This is a genomic window from Arthrobacter sp. NPDC055138 (genome assembly GCF_053607305.1).
This window is the reverse complement of sequence record NZ_JBSGTH010000001.1, coordinates 251463-278253: the sequence shown is the minus strand read 5'-3', so window position 1 is coordinate 278253 and position 26791 is coordinate 251463. Positions and strand designations below refer to the sequence as shown.

At 66.6% G+C, this 26791-nt stretch carries 27 protein-coding genes; 9 read left to right on the top strand and 18 right to left on the bottom strand.

Annotated elements, in window-relative coordinates:
- The first annotated feature begins 5 nt into the window (after positions 1-5).
- A complete protein-coding gene (locus tag ACWF5H_RS01340; protein ID WP_452034320.1) occupies positions 6-590 on the top strand; it encodes an LOG family protein in 585 nt (194 codons plus the stop codon).
- Between the two features lie 135 nt (positions 591-725).
- Here ACWF5H_RS01340 and ACWF5H_RS01335 read toward each other — a convergent pair whose 3' ends face one another.
- From ACWF5H_RS01335 to ACWF5H_RS01325, 3 genes are all read right to left on the bottom strand, one after another.
- Positions 726-1706 carry an ABC transporter substrate-binding protein gene (locus ACWF5H_RS01335; RefSeq protein ID WP_452034319.1) on the bottom strand — a complete coding sequence of 327 codons (981 nt, stop codon included), beginning with the start codon at positions 1704-1706 and terminating at the stop codon, positions 726-728.
- Positions 1707-1915: 209 nt separating this feature from the next.
- On the bottom strand, positions 1916-3604 hold the full coding sequence (locus ACWF5H_RS01330) for a long-chain-fatty-acid--CoA ligase (protein WP_452034318.1): 1689 nt from the start codon (positions 3602-3604) through the stop codon (positions 1916-1918).
- A gap of 126 nt (positions 3605-3730) precedes the next feature.
- Entirely contained in the window at positions 3731-4417 is a 687-nt protein-coding gene (locus tag ACWF5H_RS01325; RefSeq protein ID WP_452034317.1) for a transglycosylase family protein, read from the bottom strand.
- Positions 4418-4894: 477 nt separating this feature from the next.
- Here ACWF5H_RS01325 and ACWF5H_RS01320 point away from each other — a divergent pair, with 477 nt between their 5' ends.
- Complete coding sequence (locus ACWF5H_RS01320; protein ID WP_452034316.1) at positions 4895-5428, top strand: OsmC family protein; 534 nt, start codon at positions 4895-4897, stop codon at positions 5426-5428.
- Positions 5429-5510: 82 nt separating this feature from the next.
- Here the strand turns inward: ACWF5H_RS01320 and ACWF5H_RS01315 are convergent, their stop codons facing one another.
- Together ACWF5H_RS01315 and ACWF5H_RS01310 are read right to left on the bottom strand one after the other, a co-directional pair.
- The gene (locus ACWF5H_RS01315; RefSeq protein WP_452034315.1) at positions 5511-6035 is read right to left on the bottom strand and encodes a metallophosphoesterase family protein; all 525 of its coding nucleotides are present in this window, start codon (positions 6033-6035) and stop codon (positions 5511-5513) included.
- 37 nt (positions 6036-6072) lie between these two features.
- Complete coding sequence (locus ACWF5H_RS01310; RefSeq protein WP_452034314.1) at positions 6073-6693, bottom strand: LysE/ArgO family amino acid transporter; 621 nt, start codon at positions 6691-6693, stop codon at positions 6073-6075.
- A 70-nt stretch (positions 6694-6763) separates the two neighbouring features.
- Between ACWF5H_RS01310 and ACWF5H_RS01305 the strand changes: the two genes are divergently transcribed.
- The 3 genes from ACWF5H_RS01305 (at position 6764) to ACWF5H_RS01295 (ending at position 10661) form a co-directional block, all read left to right on the top strand.
- On the top strand, positions 6764-7663 hold the full coding sequence (locus ACWF5H_RS01305) for a LysR family transcriptional regulator ArgP (RefSeq protein WP_452034313.1): 900 nt from the start codon (positions 6764-6766) through the stop codon (positions 7661-7663).
- Between the two features lie 110 nt (positions 7664-7773).
- The gene (locus tag ACWF5H_RS01300) at positions 7774-9285 is read left to right on the top strand and encodes an acetyl-CoA hydrolase/transferase family protein (RefSeq protein ID WP_452035307.1); all 1512 of its coding nucleotides are present in this window, start codon (positions 7774-7776) and stop codon (positions 9283-9285) included.
- Positions 9286-9470: 185 nt separating this feature from the next.
- Positions 9471-10661, top strand: coding sequence for a diguanylate cyclase (locus tag ACWF5H_RS01295; protein ID WP_452034312.1), 1191 nt, complete (start codon positions 9471-9473; stop codon positions 10659-10661).
- Positions 10662-10691: 30 nt separating this feature from the next.
- On the opposite strand, the gene ACWF5H_RS01290 is transcribed toward ACWF5H_RS01295, so the two are convergent.
- Both ACWF5H_RS01290 and ACWF5H_RS01285 read right to left on the bottom strand, forming a co-directional pair.
- Positions 10692-11513 (bottom strand): oxidoreductase, encoded by an 822-nt coding sequence (locus ACWF5H_RS01290; protein ID WP_452034311.1) that lies wholly within the window; start codon positions 11511-11513, stop codon positions 10692-10694.
- Positions 11514-11525: 12 nt separating this feature from the next.
- Positions 11526-12605, bottom strand: coding sequence for a hypothetical protein (locus ACWF5H_RS01285; protein ID WP_452034310.1), 1080 nt, complete (start codon positions 12603-12605; stop codon positions 11526-11528).
- Positions 12606-12893: 288 nt separating this feature from the next.
- Here ACWF5H_RS01285 and ACWF5H_RS01280 point away from each other — a divergent pair, with 288 nt between their 5' ends.
- Positions 12894-13649 (top strand): hypothetical protein, encoded by a 756-nt coding sequence (locus ACWF5H_RS01280; protein ID WP_452034309.1) that lies wholly within the window; start codon positions 12894-12896, stop codon positions 13647-13649.
- On the opposite strand, the gene ACWF5H_RS01275 is transcribed toward ACWF5H_RS01280, so the two are convergent.
- Both ACWF5H_RS01275 and ACWF5H_RS01270 read right to left on the bottom strand, forming a co-directional pair.
- Positions 13600-16074, bottom strand: a complete 2475-nt coding sequence (locus ACWF5H_RS01275; protein WP_452034308.1) for a hypothetical protein — start codon at positions 16072-16074, stop codon at positions 13600-13602. The genes ACWF5H_RS01280 and ACWF5H_RS01275 overlap by 50 nt on opposite strands.
- A 7-nt stretch (positions 16075-16081) precedes the next feature.
- Positions 16082-16834 carry a peptidoglycan-binding protein gene (locus ACWF5H_RS01270; RefSeq protein WP_452034307.1) on the bottom strand — a complete coding sequence of 251 codons (753 nt, stop codon included), beginning with the start codon at positions 16832-16834 and terminating at the stop codon, positions 16082-16084.
- Positions 16835-17244: 410 nt separating this feature from the next.
- On the opposite strand from ACWF5H_RS01270, the gene ACWF5H_RS01265 reads away from it, so the two are divergent.
- Positions 17245-17838, top strand: coding sequence for a hypothetical protein (locus ACWF5H_RS01265; RefSeq protein WP_452034306.1), 594 nt, complete (start codon positions 17245-17247; stop codon positions 17836-17838).
- A 9-nt stretch (positions 17839-17847) separates the two neighbouring features.
- Here ACWF5H_RS01265 and dnaB read toward each other — a convergent pair whose 3' ends face one another.
- Complete coding sequence (gene dnaB, locus ACWF5H_RS01260) at positions 17848-19215, bottom strand: replicative DNA helicase (protein ID WP_353917371.1); 1368 nt, start codon at positions 19213-19215, stop codon at positions 17848-17850.
- Positions 19216-19703: 488 nt separating this feature from the next.
- On the opposite strand from dnaB, the gene ACWF5H_RS01255 reads away from it, so the two are divergent.
- A complete protein-coding gene (locus ACWF5H_RS01255) occupies positions 19704-20414 on the top strand; it encodes a hypothetical protein (RefSeq protein ID WP_452034305.1) in 711 nt (236 codons plus the stop codon).
- A 67-nt stretch (positions 20415-20481) separates the two neighbouring features.
- Positions 20482-20913 (top strand): DUF1801 domain-containing protein, encoded by a 432-nt coding sequence (locus tag ACWF5H_RS01250; protein ID WP_452034303.1) that lies wholly within the window; start codon positions 20482-20484, stop codon positions 20911-20913.
- A 69-nt stretch (positions 20914-20982) separates the two neighbouring features.
- On the opposite strand, the gene ACWF5H_RS01245 is transcribed toward ACWF5H_RS01250, so the two are convergent.
- The 8 genes from ACWF5H_RS01245 to ACWF5H_RS01210 form a co-directional block, all read right to left on the bottom strand.
- A complete protein-coding gene (locus ACWF5H_RS01245; protein ID WP_452034302.1) occupies positions 20983-21822 on the bottom strand; it encodes a PhzF family phenazine biosynthesis protein in 840 nt (279 codons plus the stop codon).
- Positions 21823-21909: 87 nt separating this feature from the next.
- A complete protein-coding gene (rplI, locus tag ACWF5H_RS01240) occupies positions 21910-22359 on the bottom strand; it encodes a 50S ribosomal protein L9 (RefSeq protein WP_127514034.1) in 450 nt (149 codons plus the stop codon).
- A 27-nt stretch (positions 22360-22386) separates the two neighbouring features.
- On the bottom strand, positions 22387-22626 hold the full coding sequence (gene rpsR / locus ACWF5H_RS01235; protein ID WP_136787674.1) for a 30S ribosomal protein S18: 240 nt from the start codon (positions 22624-22626) through the stop codon (positions 22387-22389).
- A 59-nt stretch (positions 22627-22685) separates the two neighbouring features.
- Positions 22686-23264 carry a single-stranded DNA-binding protein gene (locus tag ACWF5H_RS01230; RefSeq protein WP_364648890.1) on the bottom strand — a complete coding sequence of 193 codons (579 nt, stop codon included), beginning with the start codon at positions 23262-23264 and terminating at the stop codon, positions 22686-22688.
- A 95-nt stretch (positions 23265-23359) separates the two neighbouring features.
- Positions 23360-23665 (bottom strand): 30S ribosomal protein S6, encoded by a 306-nt coding sequence (gene rpsF / locus ACWF5H_RS01225; RefSeq protein WP_127514040.1) that lies wholly within the window; start codon positions 23663-23665, stop codon positions 23360-23362.
- A 273-nt stretch (positions 23666-23938) separates the two neighbouring features.
- Complete coding sequence (locus ACWF5H_RS01220) at positions 23939-24658, bottom strand: response regulator (protein ID WP_452034300.1); 720 nt, start codon at positions 24656-24658, stop codon at positions 23939-23941.
- Positions 24651-25919, bottom strand: coding sequence for a sensor histidine kinase (locus ACWF5H_RS01215; protein ID WP_452034299.1), 1269 nt, complete (start codon positions 25917-25919; stop codon positions 24651-24653). Before ACWF5H_RS01215 ends, ACWF5H_RS01220 begins: the two co-directional genes overlap by 8 nt.
- 21 nt (positions 25920-25940) lie before the next feature.
- Entirely contained in the window at positions 25941-26789 is an 849-nt protein-coding gene (locus ACWF5H_RS01210; protein ID WP_452034298.1) for an ABC transporter permease, read from the bottom strand.
- Positions 26790-26791: the final 2 nt, after the last annotated feature.

The following is a 26791-nucleotide window of genomic DNA, read 5'->3' as shown; positions in this document are numbered from 1 at the left end:
GCAGCATGCGACTTGCAGTCTTCACCGGTTCGGCCAGCGGAACAGATGCACTTTACGCGCGGGAGGCGGCGGCCTTTGCCGCCGAACTGGCGGCCCGCGGGATCGGCATTGTGTACGGCGGCGGGCAGGTGGGCCTGATGGGCACCGTGGCGGACAGCGCCGTGGCCGCCGGCGGCGAGGTGGTGGGCGTGATCCCGTCCTCGCTGGACCGGACCGAGGTGGGGCACACCGGCCTGAGCACCCTGCACGTGGTGGACTCCATGCACGAACGCAAGCAGATGATGGCCGACCTGGCCGACGGCTTTGTGGCGTTGCCGGGCGGGGTGGGCACACTCGAGGAGATTTTTGAGGCCTGGACCTGGCTGCAGCTGGGCATCCACGAGAAGCCGGTGGCCTTCCTGAACTTCAACGGCTTCTGGGACCCCCTGCTGGCGGCGATCGACTCGCTGGTCCGCGCCGGCTTCCTGAAACAGGCCTACCGCGACGCCGTCATTGTGGCCGGCTCCGCCGCGGAACTGCTGGAGGCCATCGACGGCTGGACGCCGCCGGCCCGCAAGTGGCAGGACCCCGGCGAGCGCAGCCGGATCTGACCGCCCGGCGCTGACAACCGCTCAACGCCGACTGTCGGGCAGAACGCAGACAGCGCCCCTCCCCTGCGGGAGAGACGCTGTCCGGCGCATCGGACGGACGGGGGACCCCGCCGTCGTACTGCTTTGAGGCGCCGCTTACGGGAAGAACTTGTCCAGTTCCGCCGGCTTGGTCAGCGTGCCGTACTTCAGGGCCGCGTCGGCGAGCTTCTGCGCCGCCTCCATGTTGAAGTCCTTGCGGAAGGCCGGCAGGGCCATCTCCGCGCGGGCGGCTTCGTCGATCTTGGTGTAGGTGCCCACAATGTCGCGGACCTCGTCCGGGTTCTCCTGCGCGTATTCCAGCGAGCGGTTCATTGCAGCCTGGAACTTCTTGACCAGTTCCGGATCGTTGGCCACGGTGTCGCCGGTGGCGAAGTAGCCGGAGATGTCCAGCTTCTTGTCGAAGTCGGCGAAGTTGTAGGAGACCACGCGGCCGCCGTCGTCCACGGACTGGGACAGGAACGGATCCAGGATCCAGGCCGCATCAACCTGGCCGTTGGCCAGGGCTGCCGGCGCATCCGGGAAGCCTACCTCCACGAACTTCACGCTGTCCGGGTCGCCGCCGTCGGCTTCGATCACGCTGCGGATGGTGGTGTCGCCGATGTTGGACAGGGTGTTGACCGAGACGGTCTTGCCGGCCAGATCCTTGGGCGACTTGATGTCCGAATCACCCTTAACCACCACGCCGCCGAAGTCGTGCGAGGTATCGCCGGAGGTGGAGTTGCCGTTGGCCACCAGCTGGATGTCCAGACCCTTGTCATTGGCCACCATGACCGAGACAAGGTTGCCGAAAGCGAAGTCGAAGCCACCGCTGACCACGGCCGGAATGGCGGCTGCGCCACCGGCGACATTCTGGATGTCCAGATCCAGGCCCTCTTCCTCGAAGAAGCCTTTCGAATCGCCGAGCCAGAGCGGCGCGGTGTCAACGATCGGGATCACGCCGACGGTCACCGGGGTGAGTCCGCCGGAGGCTGCGGGCTCGCTGCCGCCGGCCTCGCCGCCACTGGGTGATCCGGATCCGCAGGCCGCCAGGCCCAGCGCGGAGACTCCGGCCAGCAGCGTCAGGAATGTTCGCTTCATGTCACTTCCTCAAATCGAAAAACAAAGTGGCAGCGCCCACAGTCTCCCCCAACGGAAGCGCGGTTCAGCACGCGGCCACAGCGCTCTACTATGTCACGGCTCACAACCCTTCCCTGCAGCCGTGCAGGAATGTGACGCGTCACGCACTTGGCCGGCCAATGGCCGAGCGGCCGTTCGGCGCCGGCTCCAGCGCAGCAGAACAAGAGGCACTACCGGGCGGCGAGTTGTTCCTTGACCTGTTTGCGCAGCACCTTGCCGAGCATGGACTTGGGCAGTTCCGGCACGGCAACAATCCGCCGCGGCACCTTGTACGCCGCCAGCCGGCCGCGGCAATAGTCCCGCATCTCGCCCTCGTCCAGCGTGAGGTCGCCTTCCCGGAGCACGACGGCGGCCGTCACCTCTTCGCCTCCCTCGGGCCGCGGGATGCCCACCACCGCCGCATCCACCACGTCCGGATGCGACCGCAGCGCGTCCTCGACTTCCGACGGCGAGACGTTGAAGCCGCCGGTGATGATCAGTTCCTTCACCCGGTCCACAATCCGGGCGTTGTGCTGCTCGTCCACGGTGACAATATCGCCGGTGCGCACCCAGCCGCCGTCCAGCAGCGCGGCGGCGGTTTCCTCCGGCTTGCCCCAGTAGCCCTGGAACACCTGCGGCCCGCGGATCAGCAGTTCGCCGGGCTGCCCGGGCTCCACGTCCTGGGCCGGGCTGTCCGGGTCCACCACCCGCATCTCGGTGCTGGGGAAGGGCACGCCGATGGTCCCGTTCCGGCGGGTGGGTGCGAACGGGTTGCCCATGGCCACCGGGGATGTTTCGGTCATCCCGTAGCCCTCCACCAGCAGGCCACCGGCGGTGTCCTCCCACAGGTCCACGGTGGCCTGCGGCAGGTTCATGGCTCCGGAGATGGCGAACCGCACCGACTCCAGGGACACCCCGCGCTTCCGCGCCTCGTTGGCGGTCCGCTCATAGATGGGCGGCACCGCGCAGTAGATGGTGGGCGGTGTCTTCTTGGCTGCGGAGAGCACCAGGTCCACGTCGAATTTGGGGAAGAGAACAACCCGCGAGCCGGTGAGGACGCCGAAAGTCAGATACAGGGTCATGCCGAAGGCGTGGAACATCGGCAGCACCGCGTACATGACCTCCTTGCCCTCGGCCACGCCGTGCATCCACGCGCGGCCCTGTTCCGCGTTGGCCCGCAGATTCCGGTGGGTCAGCATCGCGCCCTTGGGATGGCCGGTGGTGCCGGAGGTGTACTGGATGGCCGCCAGATCGCTGACTTCGGGGCGGGGGAAGTCCTTCGTCAGCGGCTGGGACTTCAGCAGCTTCTCCCAGGAAACGGTGTTCTTCACCGGGGCGGTCAACGCCTTGCGGGATTTGATGGCGGCCGGGACCGGCAGCCTGAGGGCCAGCCGCTTGGCGCGCGGCATGGCGCGGGTCAGATCCACCGAGACGATCGTCTTGACGGCAAGGTCGGCGGGAAAAGCCTGCAGCTTGGCCACCACGTTGCTCCAGACCACGGCCACCATGGCGCCATGGTCCTCAAACTGGTGCCGGAGCTCGCGCTCGGTGTACAGCGGATTGTGTTCGACGACGACGGCGCCGAGCCGCAGTACCGCGTAGAAGGCCACCACATGCTGCGGGCAGTTGGGCAGGATCAGCGCCACGCGGCTGCCCGGGCCCACGCCCAGCCTGCGCAGGCCTTCGGCGGCCCGGTCCACCTGGCGGCCCAGCTCCTGGTAGCTGGTGGACGCCCCGAAGAAGTCCAGGGCCTCCCGCTTCCCGAACCTGCGGACCGAGCTATCCAGCATGTGTGAGAGCGACTCGGTGGGCATCTCAATCTCGGCGGGCACGCCGGACTGGTAGTTCTGCAGCCAGGGGCGGTTCTCAGCGGTGGGCATACAGCGGCCGGTCCTCTCACTCGGTTTGATGCCAGTCTATGGCTCCCGGCCCCGTTGGCAGACGGAAACGCCCCGCCCTCCGGGTGGAGGACGGGGCGTTTCACAGCATGCTAGTTAGCGTGCTAATTAGCGCGCGGGAACCTGCAGAACCTGGTCCACGAAGATCAGGTTGGGGTCCGACACGGTGTCCGTGTTGGCCGCAAACAGATCTTCCCAGCCGCCCTGGAGTCCCATGGACTCGGCGATGGTGGCCATGGTGTCGCCGGACTGGACGGCGTAGGTTTCGCCGCTCACGGCCGGGGCCTCGACGGCGGGTGCGGCAGCGGGGGCCGGAGCCTGCTGGACCGGAGCCTGCTGGACGGGGGCCTGCTGCTGAACCGGCGCTTCGGCGACGGGCGCCTGCTGGACCGGAGCCTGCTGGATCTCGGCAGACTGGCTGCTCACCTGCGATCCTCCGCCGCCGCCGGACAGTCCCAGCTTGGACGAGCATGCCGGCCATGCACCCCAGCCCTGGTTGTCCAGGACCTTCTCCGCCACCGCGATCTGCTCCGCGCGGCTGGCGTTCTCTGCCGAGCCGCTGCCGCCGTGGGCTGCCCACGTGCTCGGAGTGAACTGCAGGCCGCCCGAGAAGCCGTTGCCGGTGTTGGTGCTCCAGCTACCGCCCGACTCGCACTCGGCCAGCGCATCCCAGGTGGCGCCATCGGCGGCGTTTGCGGCCGGTCCGATCATGGCCACGCTGGCACCGGTCAGGGCCAGGGCGGCGAGACCGCCACGCAGGGCACGGCTGAAGTTCTTGTTTTTCTGTGAGTTCACAATGCTCCGCTGAGGCCGCCTTGCGCTCAGTCCGTCCCCGGACATCCCTGCGCCGCCGTCAGCCACTCGTAAAGATCGAGGTCATGTGGACGTCTGCCATTCTGACGGCGAAAGGCGTGGGCAGCGTCCGGGCATATTCATTTGGGTCATCGCGCCGAGTGTTTCGGCACCCCCTGGCGTGGTCATCTGACCTGCGCACTCCGAGGACGCTACCGGAAAGTAATCAGCGTTGCAAAACCGTGATCTTCTCTGGGCGTGTCCCTGCAGCCGATCGGCGGGGGTCAAGGCTAAGCATGCTTCCCTCCCCTATCGGCAAACCGCGGGGGCCGCACCCCCATCCCCAGCTGCACTGCTGCCGGGGCGCGTGAGTCCGCCCTTTGGGGAGGCGGCGAACGGGCGATTGGCCGCGGATCCATGCGGTTTTCATGGCCTTCGGCACCCGTATACACCGGCGGCCGGCGGGAGCATGATGGGTTCGTGACTACACAGAATCTGCGGGCCATGCAGGCTCCGCTGAAGGCCAAGTATCGGCAGCAGCCCGACGCCGCGATGATCACGCTTTACGCCGAGGGCGAACTTGGTGAAGGAACCAGCTGTTCCGTCGCTACCGGCCGTGCCCTGGTTGCGGCCGGACTGCACCCTGCCACCGGCGGCGACGGCAGCCTGGTCTGCTCAGGGGACATGCTCCTGCAGGCACTGGCGGCATGCGCCGGAGTGACCCTGCAGGCCGTCGCTGCCTCACTGGGGCTGGAGGTGGCCGGCCGCGTCCATGCCGAGGGCGACCTGGACTTCCGCGGCACGCTGGCGGTAGACAGGGACACACCGGTCGACTTCCAACGCATCCGGGTGCGCTTCGAACTGGTCAGCGGCGCCGGCGACGCGGAGTTGGAGACCCTGCTCCGGCTGACCGAGCGCTACTGCGTGGTGTACCAAACGCTGGCGGTCCCTCCGGTGCTGTCCGTGAGCCGGGTCCAGCCAAACAACGACGGCGGTGCCCCGCACCTCCCCTAGGGCCCGTACCTTCCGCCGGCAGCGCCCGCGTCTCCGTCAGTGTTCCGCGGCCCGCGTGGTGTGCCGGCCGGTTCCCGCAGGCCTACCCGTCGGTGCGGCCGGCGGCCTTGTCCACCGGCACCAACCTCACGTCAATGAGCCTGCCGCGGTCGGCCGTCGCCGTCAGGTAGGTACAGGCCGGCTGGCGGCGGCGGTCGGTCGGCGACCCCGGATTGAGCAGCCGCAGGCCGCCGGGGGAGGTGGTGTCCCACGGGATGTGGCTGTGGCCGAACACCAGCACGTCCACCTCGGGAAAGCGCACCTCACACCGCTGTCCCCTGCCTTTGGCGGCTCCGGTCTCGTGGATCATGGCGAAGCGAACGCCCTCAACGGTTGCGGCGGCGATCTCCGGCAGGCGGGAGCGCAGGTCGTCGCCATCGTTGTTGCCGTACACGCCGATCAGCCGCCGGCTGCGCTGCTCCAGCTCATCCAGCAGGTCCGCGGTGACCCAATCGCCGGCGTGGAACACCACATCGGCCGCGGCCACCGCATCCCAGACCTGCTGCGGGAGCCGCCGCGCACGTTTCGGTACGTGCGTGTCGGCTAGGAACAGGAGCTTGCTGGCCATACCGGCATCCTTGCACAGTCTGGACGCTCGGCAGCGCTCAGAAGCCGAAGGCCATCCGCAGCCCCAGCGCCAGCATCACTACCGCGATCAGCCCGTCCAGGATCCGCCAAGAACCGGGGCGGGCGAAGAAGGGGCGCAGCAGCCGGGCACCGAACCCGAGCGCACTGAACCAGGCGATACTGCCGAGCACCGCGCCGGCGCCGAAGTACCAGCGCAGCTCCGGGCCCTGGGTGTTGGCGATGGAACCGAGCAGCAGGACCGTGTCCAGATAGACGTGCGGGTTCAGCCAGGTCAGCGCCAAGGCCGTGGCTGCCACGGCGGCCAGCCCGCCGCCGCGCTGATTCTCCGCGGCGGTGAGCGCGCCCGGTTTGATGGCCCGCTTGGCGGCGAAGACCGCATACGCCAGCAGGAAGGCGGCCCCGCCCAGCCGGATCACGTCCACCACCGCCGGCGCCGCCTCGATCACCGCACCGATACCGGCGATCCCGGCGGCGATCAGCACCGCGTCGGAGACGGCACAGATCAGCACGACGACGCCGATGTGCTCGCCCCGGATCCCCTGGCGCAGCACGAAGGCGTTCTGGGCGCCGATCGCGATAATGAGGGCGAGTCCGGTTCCTAGGCCCAGCAAGACGGTGGGGGCAATAGCGGTAGTCACAGCAGACGACGCTATCCGAGCAATCGTCACCAGTACAGCTAAAGAAATTTAGTATCCGTAAGATTAGCTTATGCAGCCGTTCCAGTTCGTGCATCTGGCGACCTTCGCCGTCGTCGTTCAAGAGGGCAGTTTTGATGCCGCCTCCCGCGCCCTGCAGGTGACTCCCTCCGCCGTTTCGCAGCGGATCAAGGCCATGGAGCAGGCTGCCGGGCAGGTGTTGCTGCAGCGCACTTCACCGGTCCAGCCGACCGCGGCCGGGGACGTGGTCCTGCGGCTGGCGCGGCAGGTGCGGGTCCTGCAGGCCGATGCGCAGCGCGAACTCGGCGGCAGCGTGACCAGGACGGCCCTGCCGCTGGTGGTCAACGCGGATTCGCTCGCCACCTGGTTTCTGGGGGCGCTGGCCCGGATGCCGCGTGACCGGGGCGTGTTCTTTGAGGTGCACCGGGAAGACGAGCAGCATTCCACCTCGTTGCTGCGCTCCGGACGCGTGACCGCAGCGGTGACCGCCACGCCGGAGCCGGTCCAGGGCTGCTCGGTGGAAGCCCTCGGCTCGCTCCGCTACCGGGCCGTGGCCAGCAGCGAGTACCTGGACCATTGGCGGCCCGACGGAACGCCGGATGGCGGCCTGGCGTGGCTGGCGGCGGCGCCGGTGCTGGACTTCGACCGCAAGGACGACCTGCAGGAGCGCTTCTATCGGACCTTGACTGGGGAGGACTTAGCCGCGCCCCGCCACTACATGCCGGCCTCCGGGGAGTTTGCGGCCGCGGTCCGGCTGGGCATCGGCTGGGCCCTGCTGCCGGAACAACAGTGTTTGGCGGACCTCCGCCGCGGCACGCTCCGTCAACTGGCTCCGGAGCTGCCGGTGGACGTGCCGCTGTACTGGCAGCGCTGGAAAATCAGCTCGCCGATCCTCGATGAACTCTCCGCCTGTGTACGGCAGACGGCGGAGGAAGAGCTGCGCCAGCCGTAGCACCGCCGGGCGCAGGACCGGCTCCGCGCGGCGCTTCCGCCCGTCATCGAGGCCCGGACATCTCTGACCGGCGCCTAAGGTGGAGGGGAAGATCCTGACGAAGGGGCATGATGCAAGACCGCATTCGCAATGCCCGCATGCTCGAGCGCGTAATGTCCGCCGAGCAGGCGGCCGAACTGATCCAGCCCGGCATGACGGTGGCCATGAGCGGCTTCACCGGGGCCGGCTACCCGAAGGCCGTGCCGCAGGCGCTGGCCGCGAGGATGGAAACCGCCCATGCCGCGGGCCAGCAGTTCAAGATCCGTGTACTGACCGGCGCATCAACCGCCCCCGAGCTCGACGGCGCGCTGGCCAAGGTGGACGGCATGGAGTTGCGCCTGCCCTACCAATCCGACCCAGCGCTGCGAGAGCGGATCAACGCCGGTGAACTGGACTACATAGACATCCACCTCAGCCACGTCGCCCAGCACACCTGGTACGGGTTCTTCGGCGACGTGGACCTCGCCGTCGTCGAGGTGGTCGGCATTCTTGAGGACGGCCGGCTCATTCCGTCGTCCTCAGTCGGCAACAACAAGACCTGGCTGGAACAAGCCGACAAGGTCATTGTGGAGGTCAACAGCGGGCAGCCGGCCGAGCTGGAGGGCATGCACGACGTCTACTACGGCACCGCGCTGCCGCCGAACCGGAAACCGATCCAGCTGCTGCATCCGGACGACCGGATCGGTGAACCGTATCTGCAGGTGGACCCGGACAAGATCGTCGCCATCGTGCAAACGGACGCCCCCGACCGCAACTCCCCGTTCAATCCGCCGGACGAGACCTCGCAGCAAATTGCCGGCCACCTGCTGGACTTTCTGGACCAGGAGGTCCAGCGCGGCCGGCTGACGGACAAGCTGCTGCCGCTGCAGTCCGGCGTCGGGAACATCCCCAATGCGGTGCTCGAAGGCCTGGCCGCCGGCGGCTACCGCGGCCTGTCCGCCTACACCGAGGTCATCCAGGACGGCATGCTGAAGCTGATCAAGGACGGCGTGCTGCGGATGGCGTCGGCCACGTCCTTCTCGCTGAGCCAGCCCGGGGTGAAGGAGTTCAACGACAACGTCGACTACTACCGCGAGCGCATCATCCTGCGCACCCAGGAGATCTCCAACCACCCGGAACTGATCCGTCGGCTGGGCTGCATTGCGCTCAACGGCATGATCGAGGCGGACATCTACGGCAACGTCAACTCCACCCACATCGCCGGCACCAAGGTGATGAACGGCATCGGCGGCTCCGGCGACTTCGCCCGGAACGGCTACCTGTCCGTGTTCATGTCGCCGAGCACGGCCAAGGGCGGGAAGATCTCCAGCATCGTGCCGATGGCCAGCCATGTGGACCACACCGAGCACGACACCATGATCGTGGTGACCGAACACGGCCTGGCCGACCTGCGCGGCCTGGCCCCGAAGCAGCGTGCCCGCAAGATCATCGAAACCTGCGCGCATCCGGACTACCGGCCGATGCTGCAGGACTATTTCGACCGGGCCTGCCGCGACAGCTTCGGCAAGCACACCCCGCACCTGCTGGGTGAGGCATTGTCCTGGCACCAGCGCTTCCTGGAGACCGGCAGCATGCGCCCCTGAGCCCGGTCAGCCGACATGTCTGAGGACCTCCTGGCGTTACGCCAGGAGGTGCCGGTCCGGCAGCTGGTTAAAGGTATGCTTTTCGCCGGATGTCCTCGCACGCCAGTGCCTGTTGCTGCAGCTGACGACGCCATTGAAGCCGCCGACGGTACGCCGGCGATTCCGGCAGACGAGGGGACACGACCTTGCAGCTGGACACCGTAACCCTCAGGGTGGCCTTCGGCGTGATGTCGCTGGCGCTGCTGATGCTGTTTTACCTGGTCACCTACCGCCGGACCCGCGCCGCCTACAGCGCCTGGTGGTGCGCCGCCTTGGTCCTGTTCCTCGTCGGCGCCGCTGCGTACCTGCTGAACGGAACCGCCGCGCAGTGGTGGGCCAACCCGCTGGGAAACGTCCTGGGAGTGTCCGGCGCGTGGAGCGTCTGGGCTGCCGCCCGCTCCCTCCGTTCCCTCAAGCCCGTTCCGTGGCTGCTGATCCCGGCGCTGGCCGTGACTGCCGGCACCGCCGCGATCGACAATCCTGCCGCGAACATCTGGGCCGGCGGTCCTGCCTATCTGGGGTTCGTTGCGTTGTTCCTCGGGCTGTCCTCGGCGGAATTGTTCCTGCTGCGGCGGGCCTCCAAGCGTCTGCGAACCTCGCTCGCCCTGACTTCCGCGCTGGTCGGGTTCTTCTACTTCTGCCGGCTGGTCGCCTTCCTCGCAGTCGGCGCCGATGGTGCAATCTTCCGGAGCGTCTTCGGTTCAGCGCCCACCACGCTGCTCACCCTGACGCTGCTGACGGTGGTTTCCTTCAGCATGGCGGCCTTCAGTGCCGAGCAGACAGCCATGGTTTTGCGCGAGCGTGCGATGCACGACGGACTGACCGGACTGTTGAACCGCAGTGCTTTCCTGGAGCTGGCGGCCGAGAGAATCCGCGCGCTCCACCGGGCCGGGGCGTCCGGAACACTGGTGCTGGCCGACCTGGACCACTTCAAACGGATCAACGACACTCACGGCCATGCCAGCGGCGACGCGGCCCTGCGCGCCTTCGCCGCAGCCTGTATCGGCACGGTACGCTCCACCGACTTTGTGGCCCGCTACGGGGGCGAGGAATTCATCCTCTTGCTGTCCGGGGCAGACGCAGAGCAGGCTGAGGACCTGACCCAACTAATCAGCGCAAACCTGCGCCGAACGGCTTCCCCTGAACTTGTGCTGCCGACCGTCAGCTATGGAATCGCGCCGATCGGGGAACTCGGGGCCGATGCCTTGGCCGACCTCATCGCGGCCGCAGACGCGGCCCTGTATGAGGCAAAGTCCCAAGGCCGGGACCGAGCCGTCCTCGCCGTCGAGCACGGCCACCGGAACGGGCTCCTGCCGGCGCACGACGACACCACCTGACAGGCTCGACGCGCAGAACCCCGGCAGGCCTCAGCGCTGGTACACCCGGGCAAGCACGGCGTCGAAGACCCGGTCCGGCAACAGCCGGCGAGCGCTCATGATGGTGCGCGCACCGCGGCCCACCGGATACCGGCTCCGCGTGCGCCGTGCGGCTGCGACGCGGGCTATCCGCCGGCCAACCACCTCCGGGCGCGTTGCCGTCTGCCCCGCATAGGCCGCGGAAACGGTCCGGGCAACGCTCTCGGCCTGCTGCTCGTAGGCCGTCCCCTCCGAGCTTTGCAGCAGGCTGTCCACCGCGATCGCGCTCCACTCGGTCAGAATGGGCCCGGGCTGGATGATCACCACGTCAATGCCAAACGGCTTGAGCTCCACGCGGAGACTGTCGGACAGGCCTTCCACCGCAAACTTGGCCGCGTGGTACCAGCCCGCGAGCGGCTCGTAGAAGACGCCGCCGATCGATGACACGTTGATGATGCGGCCGCCGCCCTGCGCGCGCATCGCCGGCGCAGCCAGTTGGATGAGCCGCCCCATCCCGAACACGTTCACCTCGAACTGCTGCCGGGCATCGGCGAGCGGCACATCCTCGACCGACCCGTAGGACGCGTAGCCGGCGTTGTTGACCAGCACGTCCAGCCGGCCCCGTTCGGACAGGATCCGCTCCACCCCGCCGACCATCGACGCGTCGTCGGTCAGGTCCATGCCGAGGACACGGACCCCGTGCTCTTCCAGCGGACGCATCCGCTCCAGCCGGCGCGCCGCCGCGTAGACCGTGAAGCCCCGGCGCGCCAGTTCGCGGCAGGTATGTTCGCCTATCCCCGAGGATGCCCCCGTCACCAGTGCCACTTTGTCCATCACGGCTTCCCCTCACTTCTCCAACGCGACGACGACGGCGGTGCTCGCCTCGCGCGGCAGGTTCCGGGCTGCGCCGTCAGGCCCGAAGAGCCGCTGGCAGCCATCGAGTTCTGCTGTCAACGGTGCGCCGACGTCCAGCCCGTCGGCGACCGGCCACAACACCGCGAACTCCGCCGCCTCATCGTCGCATGTGGCATCAATAGCGTCAGCCGCGGCCGCTTTCAAAATGGCATCCTTGGCCGAGCCACCGAGGCTTCCACCACCCGAGAACCTTCCCGACACGATCTTGACGCTTTCTACGTGCGGATCCTGCTCCGCACCAGCAGGAGGACCATCCTCTTCGTTCAGTGCCGGGCCCGTTCGGTACTGGCAAATCCGCAATGTGTCGGCTTCATCCGCACTGGGCAGCAGACCCGGGGAGCCTGCTACGCCCTCGCCATCGTGGGCAGCACCGGGACCGGGCAGATCCCCCATCGGCGGTTCAACGGCAATTCCCGTCAAAGGCGCTATGCTCCATTCCGCCGGGCAGTTCGCCTCCAGCGCCGCCCGCGGTTGGATGAGTTCCAGCTTGTGCTGCGTGGACTCCACCACCTCCATGCCGCCAAGGACCTCGCGGACTCCGGGCTTCGTCTTCCCGCAGGAATTCGTCGGCCATGCCGCGCGCATGGCCTGGCCCTCGACATCCACCAGCCAGAGATCGGGAACCAGTTCCATGTCCGCCGTGCAGGCCTGGTTCGCCCTCGGCTGGTCGCTCGGCTGGGCCAAGGCGTCCACCAGCGCGATCAGGTCCCCGGCAAGGCGCTCCTCCGTGACCGCCGACCACAGACCTTCCTCGTCTTCGAGAGTGGCCAACATGAAGGCGTCGCAACGGATCGCTTCGACCGCAACAAACCCTTCCGGCACCCCGCCGGCAGCGGGCAGCGGCGCCACGCCCGGCTCCCCTTGCTCAACCGCTCGGCCGGCTGCCGTGCAGTCAATGGCATCAACTAACTCGGCCGGTTCGCGCTGTGCCTGGCCGTCATCGCCCGGCAGCTGCCCGCATGCCGTCAGGACGCCCAGCGTCAGCGCTGCCGCACCAGCGACCCTGAACACGCGATCTCCCGTTCGCCACTCCTGCTTCACCGCGCCCCCGATCACCGTTGATGCCGTCAGTGTAGCCAGTCCAGGCGGACGAACAGCCAATGTCGCTTCCGCCCGGACAGCCGTCATCTTAACCGCCGTTGTGGGGATCCGCGCCCCTTGCGGTCTTCTCGACAACTGGTGACGTCCGGAGCACACTGTTGGGATCATGGGGCTTGATGCCGTTGTCTTGTCCGGTCCCGTGTTCCGGCTCCTCTCAGGGCAGTAGACGCGGCCGGCACCGTCAGGAGGTGGATCCCGATGGATCAAGCAGAGGGCGTCGTCCGTCCCACTCCGGAAAGTGAGCCGGACTTGCCCATCCGTTTGCCGTTGCGGCTGGCTGCAATCCTGCTTTTTGCCGGCGTGCTGGTCTCGCTGCTGGCCGGGCTTTTCCACCCTGACAACGCCAGCGCCAACGATCATGCAGCCGCGTTCTCCGAGTATGCGGACAGTGCTGCGTGGACCGGGATCCATCTGGGTCAGTTCGTGGGGATGGCCATTCTGATAGCCGGGCTGCTGGTCCTGTTCGCGGCCCTGGACCTCCATCGCGGCGCCGCAGCCTGGCTGGCGAGGTTTGCCGCCGTCGCCGCCGTGGCAGCGCTGGCGCTTTATGCGGTCCTCCAAGCCGTGGACGGCGTCGCCCTAAAACATGCCGTGGACGCGTGGGCCGCGGCACCGGAGGCGGAGAAGGCTGCCCGCTTCGATGTCGCGGAAGGCATCCGTTGGCTGGAATGGGGGGTCAGGAGCTACCAGAGCCTGCTGCTGGGAACCTCGTTTGTGCTGTTTTCCGTGGCGATCATCTGGAGCGGCAAAGTGTCCAGGTTCGTGGGTTCCTTCCTGGGCCTGACCGGATTTGCCTACCTGGTGCAGAGCTGGGTCATTGGCACCGAAGGTTTTTCCCCGGCCAACGCCGTGCCGACCCTGGCGGGGATAGCGACGAGCATCGTCTGGAGTATCTGGCTTCTGGTCAGCGGGTGGCGGCGTCGGCCCCGGTCGGCACCGGCGTCGGTTCCTTAGCCGGAGCGGGTTCAGGAGTCGGCTCCGGCACGGGTGCGGGCTGCAGAGTGCTGGGCGTTATCGGGGCTGGTTGCGGCTCGCTATCGGTCTCCGTTGGGGGTGGTGTTGCATCCGCTGACGAGTCCGGGTTAGGGCTGCCTGTCTCTGGCGCAACGGTGGTTGATTCGCCCGGCGGTTGAGGCTTCCGGTCCGTGCCCTGCTCGGAGGTCGGCTGAGTATTCGTGTCCACGTCGGTGTCTGCGCCGGCGCGGCTGTCACTCAGCGCGGCGTCCTGCTCGATGACGCCGAGAATTCGCGTCTTGTAGTTGTTGAGCCGGGCTTGGATTTCGCTTAAGGGAATGTCTTCGAGGGACCGCCCGTAGGCTGCTATCTCTTCCCACAGGGTTTCCAATTTGGCCATCCCTGCGTCGCTGAGCGGACCGTCGAGGGTAAGGACAAGCTGGCTGGCTAGAGCGTAGGTGAGGCATTCGATGCAGTTGTAGTTGGCCGCGGCCGAGAGGTTTTGAGGGACCACGACGTCCGCCTGGCCGAGGACCAGGACAACTTGGAAGCCGACGGCGACCGCGGTGCAGCCCCGGCAGGAGGCGAACGCGTACGCCTCGTTCGTGGCCTCTACCGGTCCGCCCTGGGCCCAGACCAGGGCGAAGGCTACGTCATAGACAACGGATCCATCCTCGACGTTGACAGCCAGGGCCTGGTTTCCGTCTTCCTTCGGCGCCAGTGGTCGGTCGAAGGGGAAGACCCAGGCCGGCCGCGTGTCCCCGGCGCCAGTATCAGCATCGGCGCGGACGCCGCCGTCGTTCGTGGGATGTTCGCTGGTATCCGCGGTGGAGGCCCCGCGGGGAACCAGGACCATCGCCAGTTGGGGATTCTCCGGTCCAGGCAGGTCCGTTCCCGACGGCCACGCCGTCACCGCCTCACCGCCGCGGCCCTCGGTAAGCCCTGCTGATGAAACCGGGGCGAAGGATGCTGCCGCATCGAACAAGGTTCCGCGTTCGTAGGGCTGCACCGGGCGGTACGCCCCGTCATCGGGCCACCAGGCCCAGGCCAGGCCGGCGAGGACTGCGACGACGACGGCAATGGCGGTGGCCCGCCGAAGCGGCCGGCCACGGGTTTTCGCCCAGACCGCGGTGCCGAGTTGGCGGGCCATGCGCAGCAGGATGTAGGCGATGCCGAGAATGGGCAATGCGACGGCGGCGATGGCCAGGACACGCACGGCCATGCCAACGAGGTCTCCGTCCGAACTGGCGTCCGCCAGCAGCCTTTGTTGTTCCATCATGCTGGCCCAGGCCGTCCCCACCACGCGGGGAAGCGAGATCACCATCATGAAGAGGCAGAACAGGAGCAGCGGAACCGTGACCAGGACCCACGTGGTCACGACAGCCCTCGCCCAGGGTTTAAGCATCTTTGGTTCGGGGTCCGACCACCGCCAGGGCAGCAGCCCTAGCAGGGTGGGCTTGATCCGTTGAAAAAGGTCGGGGACGCCGGTTGCGTCGGCGAGGATGTGGTAGCCGTCGAAACGGACCAGGGGCAGCAGTTGGCGCACCATTTGCAGTATCTGGGTCACCACAACCAGCAGCAGCGCATCGAAGCCGGTGAGCAGCCAGACGCACATGGTGCCCACCACGACTATGGCGTTGAAGTACAAGCCGCCAAGGTCCGTGCGGATCCGGCCGCCGCGACCCAACCGGTAGGAGTCCGTCACGTCGGTGTAGAAGGCGGGCCAGATGAGGTACAGGCCTACGCCCATGGCGCCCGGGGTGGCGCCGCCGCGGCGGGCCGCGGCGGCGTGGCCGAACTCGTGGAAGCCGGCCGAGAGGATGGTCAGGGCGAAAACCAGCAGCAGCAGGCCGGGGTTGGCGAAGGCTTCGTGCGTTGCCGAGCCCAGACCCTTGACCATGAGCACCCACCAGCACGCCACGAGGAAGGCCGCCGTAATGGGCACGACGATCAACGGGTGGAACAGTGCTGCGAACGGCGCGGTCAGTTTCCGGGTCCGCGCGGGATCCGTGACCGTGTAGCGGAAGCGCATGCCCAGCAGCGGTCTCGCTTTTTTGACCTCGGGTTCTGAGCCGTCCGCGAGCCGCAGCAGCCCCAGCGGCAGCAACTGCTTTTCAATAAAGGTCCGCACATTTCCGGCAGTAATCAGCCGGCCCGACTTAGCACTTGCATGTTCGGCGATTTGGCCGAGGCTGCGACAGCCGTCCACGCCCTCCAGCACCGCGTACAGCAGTGGAGTGAGCTGGAGGGTTTGCCCGTCTGCGCGCCGGGCCAGCGCGGGCGGCTCCCGGTAGCCGGAACCCTGTGCCGTTCCGAGGAGTTGCACGCCGTCGGCCAGCGCCGGAACGTCGATCGAAGGCGTGGCTGATCGGCCGCCTGGCAGCGGGCCGCCAAGGGCTGGCGGCCCGCTCGGACTCGTGGTCATGCGGGGACTATTGTTCGAGGTCGGACTGCTGGCCGGCGTTGGCCTCGGCGGCACCGTCTATCTGTTGGTTGATGATGGCGTCCTGCTGCGACACCGCGGTCGCCTGGCTGTCTATCGAGCCGATGTTTGCGGCAACTGCTGCGTCAATCGGCGCAGCGACGTTCGCGTTCGCGGCCACGGCACCGTTAATCGGGGCGGCAATATCGGCGTCCGCGGCAAGGTCAACGTTGATGTTGAGCAGGTTCCCGTCGAGGCTCGAGCCGAGGCCCTCCGTGACCGATCCAGTGTCGGGCAGTGTGCCGTCCGGCAGCAGCGCCGGATCGGTGGCCTCCTGCCCGGTGATGCCCTGCTGCGGCAGGCCGGAATCGCCCGCCGCCGCGTCCGTGCCGGCAGCCGCGGAGCCAGCGGTTGTCTCTGCACCGTCCACGGTGTCGTTGCCCTGGTCGATGGTGCTGTCCTGTGCAGACTCGGCGGTCGCGTCGGCAGCGATGCCCTGGTCGATGATGACTCCCTGATCGGACAAGGCCTGTGCGGTGGAGCCGTCGGAGAGGATGTTGGCCGAGACGGCAGCATCGATGGGGGCCGCAACGTTGGCGTTCGCTGCTACGGCCAGGTCGATCGGCGCGGCGGCGTCGATGGCCAGATCCAGGTCCGCATTCAAATCCAGAATGGAGGCGACTTCCTTGTCCGGCAGCGCCGTCCCGGATTGGGCTTCAAGTTCCTCCGGCGACAGCGGCGTGGATCCTGTTTCGTTGCTCATCAGAAATCTCCGTTTCCGGCGCAAGGCGCCATCCATTCCGACCAGTGGCCGAAATATGCCGATTCTTGTTAAAGCCGCGCGGCGCCGGGCTTCTGGTGGTCAGAGTTCCTGTTCGCCGCATAGATGAAAAGCATACTGATGAATCCTTCCATCGGGAAGGACCGCTGACTGCCGTGCTTACTAGTGTCCGGGGAAAGCGGTGCGGATCCGGCTGCCCGACGCCGCAGCCTGTCCAGTTGATAGACCCTCGGTAGCGCCGTGACCATGCCATCTGGGTCCGCGGGTTAGGCTTCACCTATCTCGTGATCGGAAGTTATTGCTTCGCAATGTCCGAATACGGCGGAGCTCACAGTTCCGCGGATAGCGTGGGAAAACGTTCATACAAGACGGGCAGGGACACGATGGGCCGTTTGGCCGCACTAACAGTTGCTGCTGTCCTCATGCTGCCTTTAACTGGCTGCGGAAGCGGTCCGAGGCCCGAGGCTTCTGCGACGGATACTCAGGCAAAAGCAACCGCGGCTGTCACCGAACCCGAAGCCTTTCCTGCATCTTCAAGCGCTGCCCCGACTTCCGGTCCCCCGCTGGAGTCTCTGGTCGACGATTTGGGCTTCGTCAGCCTCGAGGACATACCGGTCTTCTACCTTGCGGCGGTCGAGAGCTTTCCCCACGCCCTTCCCGCGGGCACGGACTGGCCTGCAGGTATTCCCAGCGGCTACAGCGACCCTCACGGACGTTATGAAGCCGACTCACTGGGCGAGGGCATAGCGTCCACGTACTGGCGCTGCGCTTGGGAAGGCGAGTTCCTTGACGCCCACGAAGGTAGTGACCGGGGCCGGCAGGCAGCCGCCCTGGCAATGCTCGATATCTGGGTTTCCGATCCCTACTTCGCGGAATACTTCGAAGACCCAGAACAGATCTGGAAAAGCCATGTACTTGACCCTGCCAAAAACGGTGAGCTTCGACGGATGAAGTCCGAGTACCGGAACTGTCCCACGCCGGGCTAACCCCTACTACTAGCCGTGCTCGACGGCCATGTTGGCGAAGCGGGAGTAGTGGCCCTGGAAACCCACCACAATGGTCTTGGTCGGGCCGTTACGATGCTTGGCCACGATCACGTCGGCTTCGCCCGCACGCGGGGATTCCTTGTCGTAGATGTCCTCGCGGTGGAGCAGGATGACCATGTCCGCGTCCTGCTCGATCGAGCCGGATTCACGCAGGTCCGAGACCATCGGCTTCTTGTCGGTACGCTGCTCAGAGCCACGGTTCAGCTGCGACAGCGCGATCACCGGGACTTCGAGTTCCTTGGCCAGCAGCTTGAGCGCACGGGAGAACTCGGAGACTTCCTGCTGGCGCGACTCGACGCGCTTGCCGGAGGACATTAGCTGGAGGTAGTCGAGCACCACCAGCTTCAGGTCATGGCGCTGCTTGAGTCGCCGGCACTTGGCACGGATCTCCATCAGCGACATGTTCGGGCTGTCATCGATAAACAGCGGGGCGTCGTTCATCCGGCCCATGGTGGTGGCGATTTTGCCCCACTGCTCATCCTTGATGGTTCCCTTGCGCAGGTCCTGCAGCCCGATGGTGGCTTCCGCGGAGAGGAGGCGCATGGCGATCTCGTTCCGGCCCATTTCCAGCGAGAAGAAGACCGTGGTCATGTTGTTCTTGATGGCTGCGGAACGGGCAAAATCCAGAGCGAAGGTGGATTTACCGACTGCGGGGCGTGCCGCGATGACGATCATCTGGCCGCCGTGCAGGCCCTGGGTGAGTTCGTCGAGTTCATAGAATCCGGTGGGGACACCGGTCATGCCTTCGCCGCGGTGGCCGGCGGACTCGATTTCATCGACGGTGCCTTCGATGATGTCCTTCAACGGGACATAGTCCTCGGCGGTGCGCCGTTCCGCGACCTTGTAAATCTCCGCCTGCGCCTCGTTGACGATCGCGTCGACTTCGCCGTCGTGTGAGTAGCCCAGCTGGACGATCTTGGTGCCGGCGTCGACGAGGCGGCGGAGCACTGCGCGTTCGCGGACGATCTCCGCATAGAAGCCCGCGTTGGCAGCTGTAGGCACGGACTGGATCAGCGTGTGCAGGTAAGCCGGTCCGCCAATACGGGAGATTTCGCCCCGTTTGGTCAACAGGTCGGAAACGGTGACGGCGTCAGCCGGTTCGCCGCGGCCGTACAGGTCGATGATGGCTTCGTAGATGCTCTCGTGGGCAGGGCGGTAGAAGTCCACGCCCCGGAGCACCTCGACGCAGTCGGCGATGGCATCCTTGGAAAGCATCATGCCGCCCAGCACCGACTGCTCGGCCACGAGGTCCTGCGGCGGCGTGCGTCCGAATTCGGAATCCCGACCTGTTGCCGAATCCGCGTGCGCTAACGACACCGCTGCCTGCTTTCTTTGTTCCTCGAACGGGTACCGAATCCCTTCTTGTCCAGAACTATCAGGCGGTTCGGACATTCGTTCGAACTGCCGGAAGGGCGCGCTGGACTACAGCCCGGGCGTGGACTTCTGAGTGGGATACTCCGCAACGGTAGCCCCCTTCCCCGCTTCCACCAAGCGACTTATCCACCACCCCTGTGGATAAAATGTGGATACGTAGGCGTGTCTTGTGCACAGGCTGTGCGTAGAGCTGTGGATATTAAACTTAACTCACCAGTAACATGCCTCTGACCTGCGCAAACGTTATCCGCGGACTGTGGATTAAAAGAAATTGGTCGTTGATTTTCTCCGGTTTTTCCCTGTTGACAGAACGGAAATTGCAGCGTAGGCAAAAGTTATCCACTGGTTATCCACAGTGTGAATTACACCGGTGTTATACGCCGGAGGCCGCGCCGGGAAGCCGCTTCCAGTGCGGGACGTAGGATTCAAGTATGGAATTTGTGGTGCCGCTGCTGATCGTCGTACTGGTCATCGCGATCGGACTGGTCATCATGCGTCTCGCGGCGAGGAACAAGCCCGGCGCCAGCCGAGTGCGCAGGTCGCCGGGCCCATCCACACCGGCAACGACCAGGGAAGCTGCTGCCGAAGCCAGCGCCCGGCTGAACCAGCAGCAACACACAGCGATCTATGCGCTCATCGCGCAAGGGCAGGCATTCGCCGCCATCCGCGAGTATCGGAATGCCACCGGAGCAGGACTCCGCGAGGCCGCCGGCGCCGTCGCGCAGATGTCGGCGTACCCGCAGCCCTACAAGGCCTCCCCCGATGAGTCCCCGACAGTCCGGCCCGAGGACAAGGCATTGCGGGAGCCAGCGCCGGAGCAGCCGCGGGAGGACACGGAAGCCCAACAGGCGGCCCCCGCACAGGCACCGGACCCGGCAGAGGAGGCTCAGCCGCAGGAGCCCGCCCCAGCCCCGCGGACAGCCCCCAGGGGATACCGCTACCGGGCCATCGTGTCCAAAGGCGACACCATCAGGGAGATCGCCAGCACGCGCCTGAACGATGACGTGTTTGACCGGATCCGCACCGCGGCTCTCGGTGGCGACCGGGAAGACGCCGTGCGCTTGCTCCTGGACCATTCGGAAGCGACCGAGGCGGACGCGCGCGAGTTTGTGGATCTGATTGGACCGGAAGAAGAGTCCTGACCACAGGGCCGGGCGACGCGTTGGCGGATGCTGGCGACCCCTCCGGCTTTCTGCGACACTTCAACCCATGGCCGAGAACAAAACCGCACCGACCGACGTTCCCGTCGAGGAGTTCCTCGCATCAGTGGAACATCCGGTCCGGCGGCAGGACGGCGAAACCGTCGTGGAGTTGATGCGGGAGATCACCGGCCAGGAACCGGTCATGTGGGGGCCGTCGATCATTGGTTTCGGCAGCTACCACTACAAGTACGCAAGCGGACACGAAGGGGACGCTGCCGCCGTCGGCTTCTCCCCCAGGAAGGGGAACCTGGCCCTGTACGGACTGACCTACGCGCCGGAGTCCGCGCCGCTGCTGGAACGTCTGGGCAAGCACAAGACCAGTGTCGCCTGCCTGTACGTCAACAAGCTGGCGGACATCGACCTTGACGTGCTCAGGGAGTTGATTGCGCTTGGCTACCGCACCATCACGACGGCGGATCCGGAAACCTTCCAGAGCTAGCCTGGCGCAGGTTAGCTCCCCGTTGGCGGACGCCGGTCTGTACCGGCCAACTGGTCGCCCGGGCCGGTCTTAGAGGTCGATGGTGCCGGTGATCAACGTCTGCACGTCCCCGCCGATCCAGATCTCGTCCCCGTCCGCATCAACATACAGCCGGGCGTCCCTGCCCAGCGCCGTTCCCTGCCGGACCGTGTAGCTGGCCGGAGCCGCGTCTTCGCCGATCAGCCACTGGGCCAGCGCGGCGTTCAGGCTGCCGGTGGCCGGATCTTCCGTCGGCAGCTCTTCGAAGCCCATCAGTCCGCGGACCTCGAAGTCGATGCCGGTCCCCCCGGGGTGGGCGCCGACCAGGCCGACGCCGAACGGGGACAGCGCCGCATAGTCCGCCACCACGTCCAGAACGGCCTGTGCGTCCCGCAACTGCAGGGCCTGCCAGTGCGGGCCGTTGTCGGCCCACTGGTGCCGCAGCACGTCGCCGCGGGCCAGCCCAAGGGCCGCGCAGATCTTGGCGACATTCTCCTCCGGTAGCGGCCCGGAGCGCCGCCGCGGCGGGGCAGCAAAAGCCAGCCGTCCGCCGTCGTTCTTCACCTTCACCAGGCCTGCGGCGCATTCCTGCACAATCACGCCGTCAGCTTGTGGCTGCCCGCCGTCCGCGAGCCAGACCGCGGCCGTGCCCAGGGTCGGGTGTCCGGCGAAAGGCAGCTCGCCGCTGGGCGTGAAGATCCTGACCCGGTAGTCGGCTTCCGGGCTGTCCGGCGGCAACAAGAAGGTGGTCTCGGACAGGTTGGTCCAGTTGGCGAAGCGCTGCATCTGCTCGCCATCCAGCGTCTCGGCCGCCGAGACCACGGCCAGCGGATTGCCCGTGCACGGTCCCGTAGCGAAGACGTCCACCTGGCTGAACTGATGTGTGCTCATGGGTTACAGCGTACCGGTGCTAATACGCGTTTAAATGCAGCATGCCGGGCCCGCAACGGACCCGGCATGCTGCGTAATCTGAGGCTGTTAGCCTGCTACGACCTTCAGGTCGATGACTGCGGAGACCTCTTCGTGCAGACGCACGGTCGCCTGGTAGTTGCCTACCGACTTGATGTGCTCGGTCAGTTCGACCTTGCGCTTGTCGATGGCGCCGAGGCCGGCGGCCTCAACGGCGGAAGCAACGTCGGCCTGCTTGACCGTGCCGAACAGACGGCCCGATTCCCCGGCCTTGACGGTCAGGGTGACCGGCTTGCCGGACAGCTTGGCTGCGAGCTGCTGTGCGTCTTCCAGGGATGCGATCTCGCGAGCGGCGCGGGCAGCCTTGATGGACTGCACCTGCTTCTCGCCGCCCTTGGTCCAGGTCAGGGCGAAGCCGCGGGGCAGAAGGTAGTTACGGGCGTAACCGTTCTTTACCTCGACGACGTCGCCAGCAGTGCCGAGACCGGTCACTTCGTGGGTCAGAATGAGCTTTGCCATGTCAGTACTCTCTCCTCTTCGCTTCGCTTAGCCGCGGCCAGCGCCGGAGTAGGGCAGCAGGGCAACTTCGCGGGCATTCTTGATAGCCAGTGCGATCTTGCGCTGCTCCTGCACGGTGACACCAGTCACGCGGCGGGCGCGGATCTTTCCGCGGTCAGAGATGAACTTGCGCAGCAAAGCTACGTCCTTGTAGTCGATGACGGTGACGTCAGCGGCCTTCAAGGGGTTGGACTTTGGTTTGGGCTTACGAATTTCAGCCTTAGCCATCGTGGAGCTCCTTTTTCTCGTGGAGCCCGTGGATCTTTTCCACGGGATGGGGTTTGTTGTTAGAAGGGGGGTTCGTTGGAATCCGGACCGTTGCCCCAGCCGCCGGAGTTGCCGCCGGCCGGTGCTCCCCAAGGATCATCCTGGGGTGCGGGCTGCTGGCCGGACTGCTGTCCACCCCAACCGCCCTGGTTCTGGTTTCCGCCGAAGCCGCCGCCGCCAAAGCCACCTTGGCCGCCTTGACCGCCGCCGAAGCCGCCCTGCCCGCCGCCGGAGCGCTGGGTACGGGTGACCTTGGCAGAGGCGTAGCGCAGCGAGGGGCCGATCTCGTCGACCTCAAGCTCCATGACGGTACGCTTTTCGCCTTCTTTGGTTTCGTACGAACGGGACTTCAGCCGGCCCTGGACGATCACGCGCATGCCCTTGGTCAGGGTCTCTGCGACGTTCTCGGCAGCTTCGCGCCACACCGACGCGCGGAGGAACAGGGTTTCCCCGTCCTTCCACTCGTTGGACTGGCGGTCGAAGGTCCGCGGCGTGGATGCAACGGTGAAGTTCGCTACCGCGGACCCGGACGGAGTGAACCGCAGCTCGGGATCGTTGGTGAGATTACCGACGAGCGTGATAACGGTTTCGCCTGCCATGTTGCCTCCTGATGTCCTAGTCCCGCTTGCCTAGTGGTGCGCGGGATTGTCTTCGTCAATGCCGGTCCCGGAAAGGACGCGGCGATCACAGCTGATTACTCAGCGGAGATCTTCTGCTCCTCCGGGCGGGTGATCTTGGTGCGCAGGATGGTCTCGTTCAGACCAAGCTGGCGGTCAAGCTCAGCAGCAGTGGCGGGAGTGGCGGTGAAGTTGACCACCGCGTAGATGCCTTCGGACTTCTTCTTGATGTCGTAGGCGAGCCGGCGGCGTCCCCAGATGTCCACCTTGTCGATGGTTCCACCATCGTTGCGGACAACGTTGAGGAACTTGTCGAGCGAGGACTCTACGGTACGCTCTTCGACCTCGGGGTCGATGATTACCATCAGTTCATAAGCACGCATTGTGAACCCACCTCCTTCGGGCTAAGCGGTCACGGTCTTTCCGTAACAGGAGGTTCTGTTGCGTTGCCTGCCTGCCACCGCACAGCGATACTCAGAGTGTTTTGGCTATTGTCACAAGGATTACCGGCTGGTGCTGACAGCACAGACTTATCAATGCTACCGGACAGCGGACCGGGCGCGTAAATCCGCGCCTCCGACCCGTCCTCCACAGCCCCCGGGCTCCGGCCGGGGAACCGGCCGGGGAACCGGCCGGGGGCCGAGGAACCGGCCCGCTCAGTAATCCAGCCCCTGGCTGGGCACCACCAGGCCGGTCTCGTACGCGTAGACCACGGCCTGCACCCGGTCACGCAGGTGCAGTTTGGCGAGGATCCGCCGCACGTGCGTCTTCACGGTCGCCTCCGAGAGGAAGAACCGGTGCGCGATTTCAGCGTTGGACAGGCCCTCCGCAATGGTTTCCAGCACTTCGAGTTCCCGCGGCGTCAGGTCATCCAGCAACGGGTCGCGCTGCGGCGGGGCCGCCGGGCTGCCGGTCGGGGCCAGGCCGCGCACGTACGTCTCCAGCAGGCGCGCCGTCACCCGCGGCGCCACCACGGCGTCACCGGAGGAGACCAGCCGCACCGCCTGGACAAGTTCTGCCGGGGCCACGTCTTTAAGCAGGAAGGCGCTGGCTCCGGCCTGCAGCCCGGCGAACGCGTACTCGTCCAGATCGAAGGTGGTCAGGATGATCACCCGGGCCGGCAGCCCGGCGGTGACAATCTGCCGGGTCGCCTCGATCCCGTCCAGCACCGGCATCCGCACGTCCATCAGCACCACGTCAGGCACCAGCTGCCGCGTCAACTCCAGCGCCTCGGCGCCGTCGGACGCCTCCCCCACCACCGCGACGTCGTCCTCGCCTTCGAGGATGAGCTTGAAGCCCATCCGCAGCAGCGGCTGGTCGTCCACCAGCAGGACCTTCACCGGCCCCGCCGGGATGCTGTCGGTGCTCTCAGACACTCTTGTCTTCCTCTCCGGGCCAATACAGGGTTGCTTCCACCATCCAACCACCGCCGGATCGCGGACCGCTGGCAACGCGGCCGTCGTAGATGGCGGCCCGTTCGCGCATGCCGACGAGGCCCTGGCCGGCACCGAGCGAATCGGGCGTGCCAACCTGCCGGCCGTCGTCGGACACCGTGATGTGCACGGCGTCGCCGTCGCGGATCAACGCCACGTCCACCCGGGACACTCCCTTGGCGTAGCGCAGCACGTTGGTCAGCGACTCCTGCACAATCCGGAACACGGTGAGCCGGAAATTCTGGTCGTCCGGCAGCGGCGGCCCGGCCATCACCGTGCGCAGCGGCAGGCCCGCCGCGCGGAAGCCGTCCAGCAGTCCGGTGAGCTGATCGCCGGACGGGGCCGGCGCCAGCGGGGCCGTTTCCACGCCGTTCTCGGTGCGCAGCACGCCGAGCACCCGGCGCATGTCCGCCAGCGCCGTGCGGCCCGTCGCCGAGAGCTGGTCCAGGACCTGGCCGGCGCGCTCCGGATCCTTGCGGACCACGACGGCGGCGCCGTCCGAGAGCGCGATCATCACCGAGAGCGAGTGCGCCACCACGTCATGCATCTCCCGCGCAATGCGGGTGCGTTCGTTCGCCGACGCCAGCTTGGTGTTGTCCGCCGCCCAGCGCTGCAGCTCGGCGTCGTGCATCCGGTCCCTGCGCACGGTGACGCCAATGCCAGCGGCGATGACGTTCGCCAGGACCAGCACTAGCCCGGTGATCAGGCCGACAAATGCCGGGACCTCCCCGCTGGCGATCTGCTTGGCGATCTCCGGCGGCATCCGGACCGCCATGACCACCATCATCGGCACGACGGCAAGCACCGCCGCCCCGATGGCGCGCACCGCGGGCTGGGTGGTTGCCACCGTGTAGACGGCGAACCACATGGCGAAGGAGCCGCTGCCGGTGCTGGTCAGCAGCACAATCAGCATGTCCACCACCGCAATGGCCGCCAGCACCAGCAGCGGGTAACGGCGGCGCCACACCAGCGCCGTGCCGCCGGCCAACAGGAGCACCAGCGGCGACCACTCGCCGTCGGCCGCGGTCATCACGGCATTCGGCAGCCCGAACAGCAGATGGATGCCGATCAGCACCCAGTCCATCGCCACCGGGTGGCTATGGAAATAGCGCCGGATTGGGCCCCGGCGCTTGGAAGAAATTTCGGTGAAGGAGACGGCGGCCGTTCGTTCCGCCGCCTCCCTCACCGAAGGCTTGTCAGTCATGCATCGAGCCTAGCTGCGCGCTTAGACGTCCCGGGCCTTGGTGGTCACCGCCGCGCCGGCCAGCAGCACCGCGGCCCAGGCCGCCATGACCAGGCCGCCCTGCCACTGGGTCAGGTCGCCGTCGGCGGTTTCCAGCATCACCATTTGCCGTCCCGCGTTGGAGGGCAGGTAGGGCATGACGCCGTCCTGTACCCAGTCGAAGGGGATGATCTGGGCGACGATCGGCAGCACCAGCAGCAGCACCACCAGGGTGACAATCCCGCCGGCACTGTTGCGCAGGAGGGATCCGAGCGCCAGGCCCATCACGGCCACCACGGCCAGGTACACGCCGGAGAGCAGCATGGACTGCACCAGATGGTCCACGTCCAGCCCGAATTCCAGGCCGTAATTGGCCAGGATCGGCTGCAGCAGGAAGTAGGTGATGAAGCTGGAGACAATTCCGACGACGGCGGCGACCACCGCGACCACAAGGGCCTTGGCAAACAGCGGCGACAGGCGCGACGGCACCGCCGTCATGGTGGAGCGGATCATGCCGGTGGAGTACTCGGAGGCGATCAGCAGCACGCCCAGCGAACCGATGATCAGCTGGCCGAAGTCAAGGCCGCCGCTGGTCATCAGGTAGAGGATGGAGACGTCCATCCCCGCCGCGGCAGGGTCCTGGCCGGCGGCTTCCATCTGCTCCATGCCGGTGGCAATGCCCCAGCCGCCGAGCAGGCCGATGCCCACCATCACCAGGATGGTAGTGGCCAGCAGCACCCAGGTGGAACGCAGGGTGGTGAACTTGATCCACTCGCTGTTCAGCGTCCGGGGGAAGCTCACGCCCGGGCCGGCGACGCGCCCGGTTTGCGGAGTCAGGGTTGCAGCGCTCATGG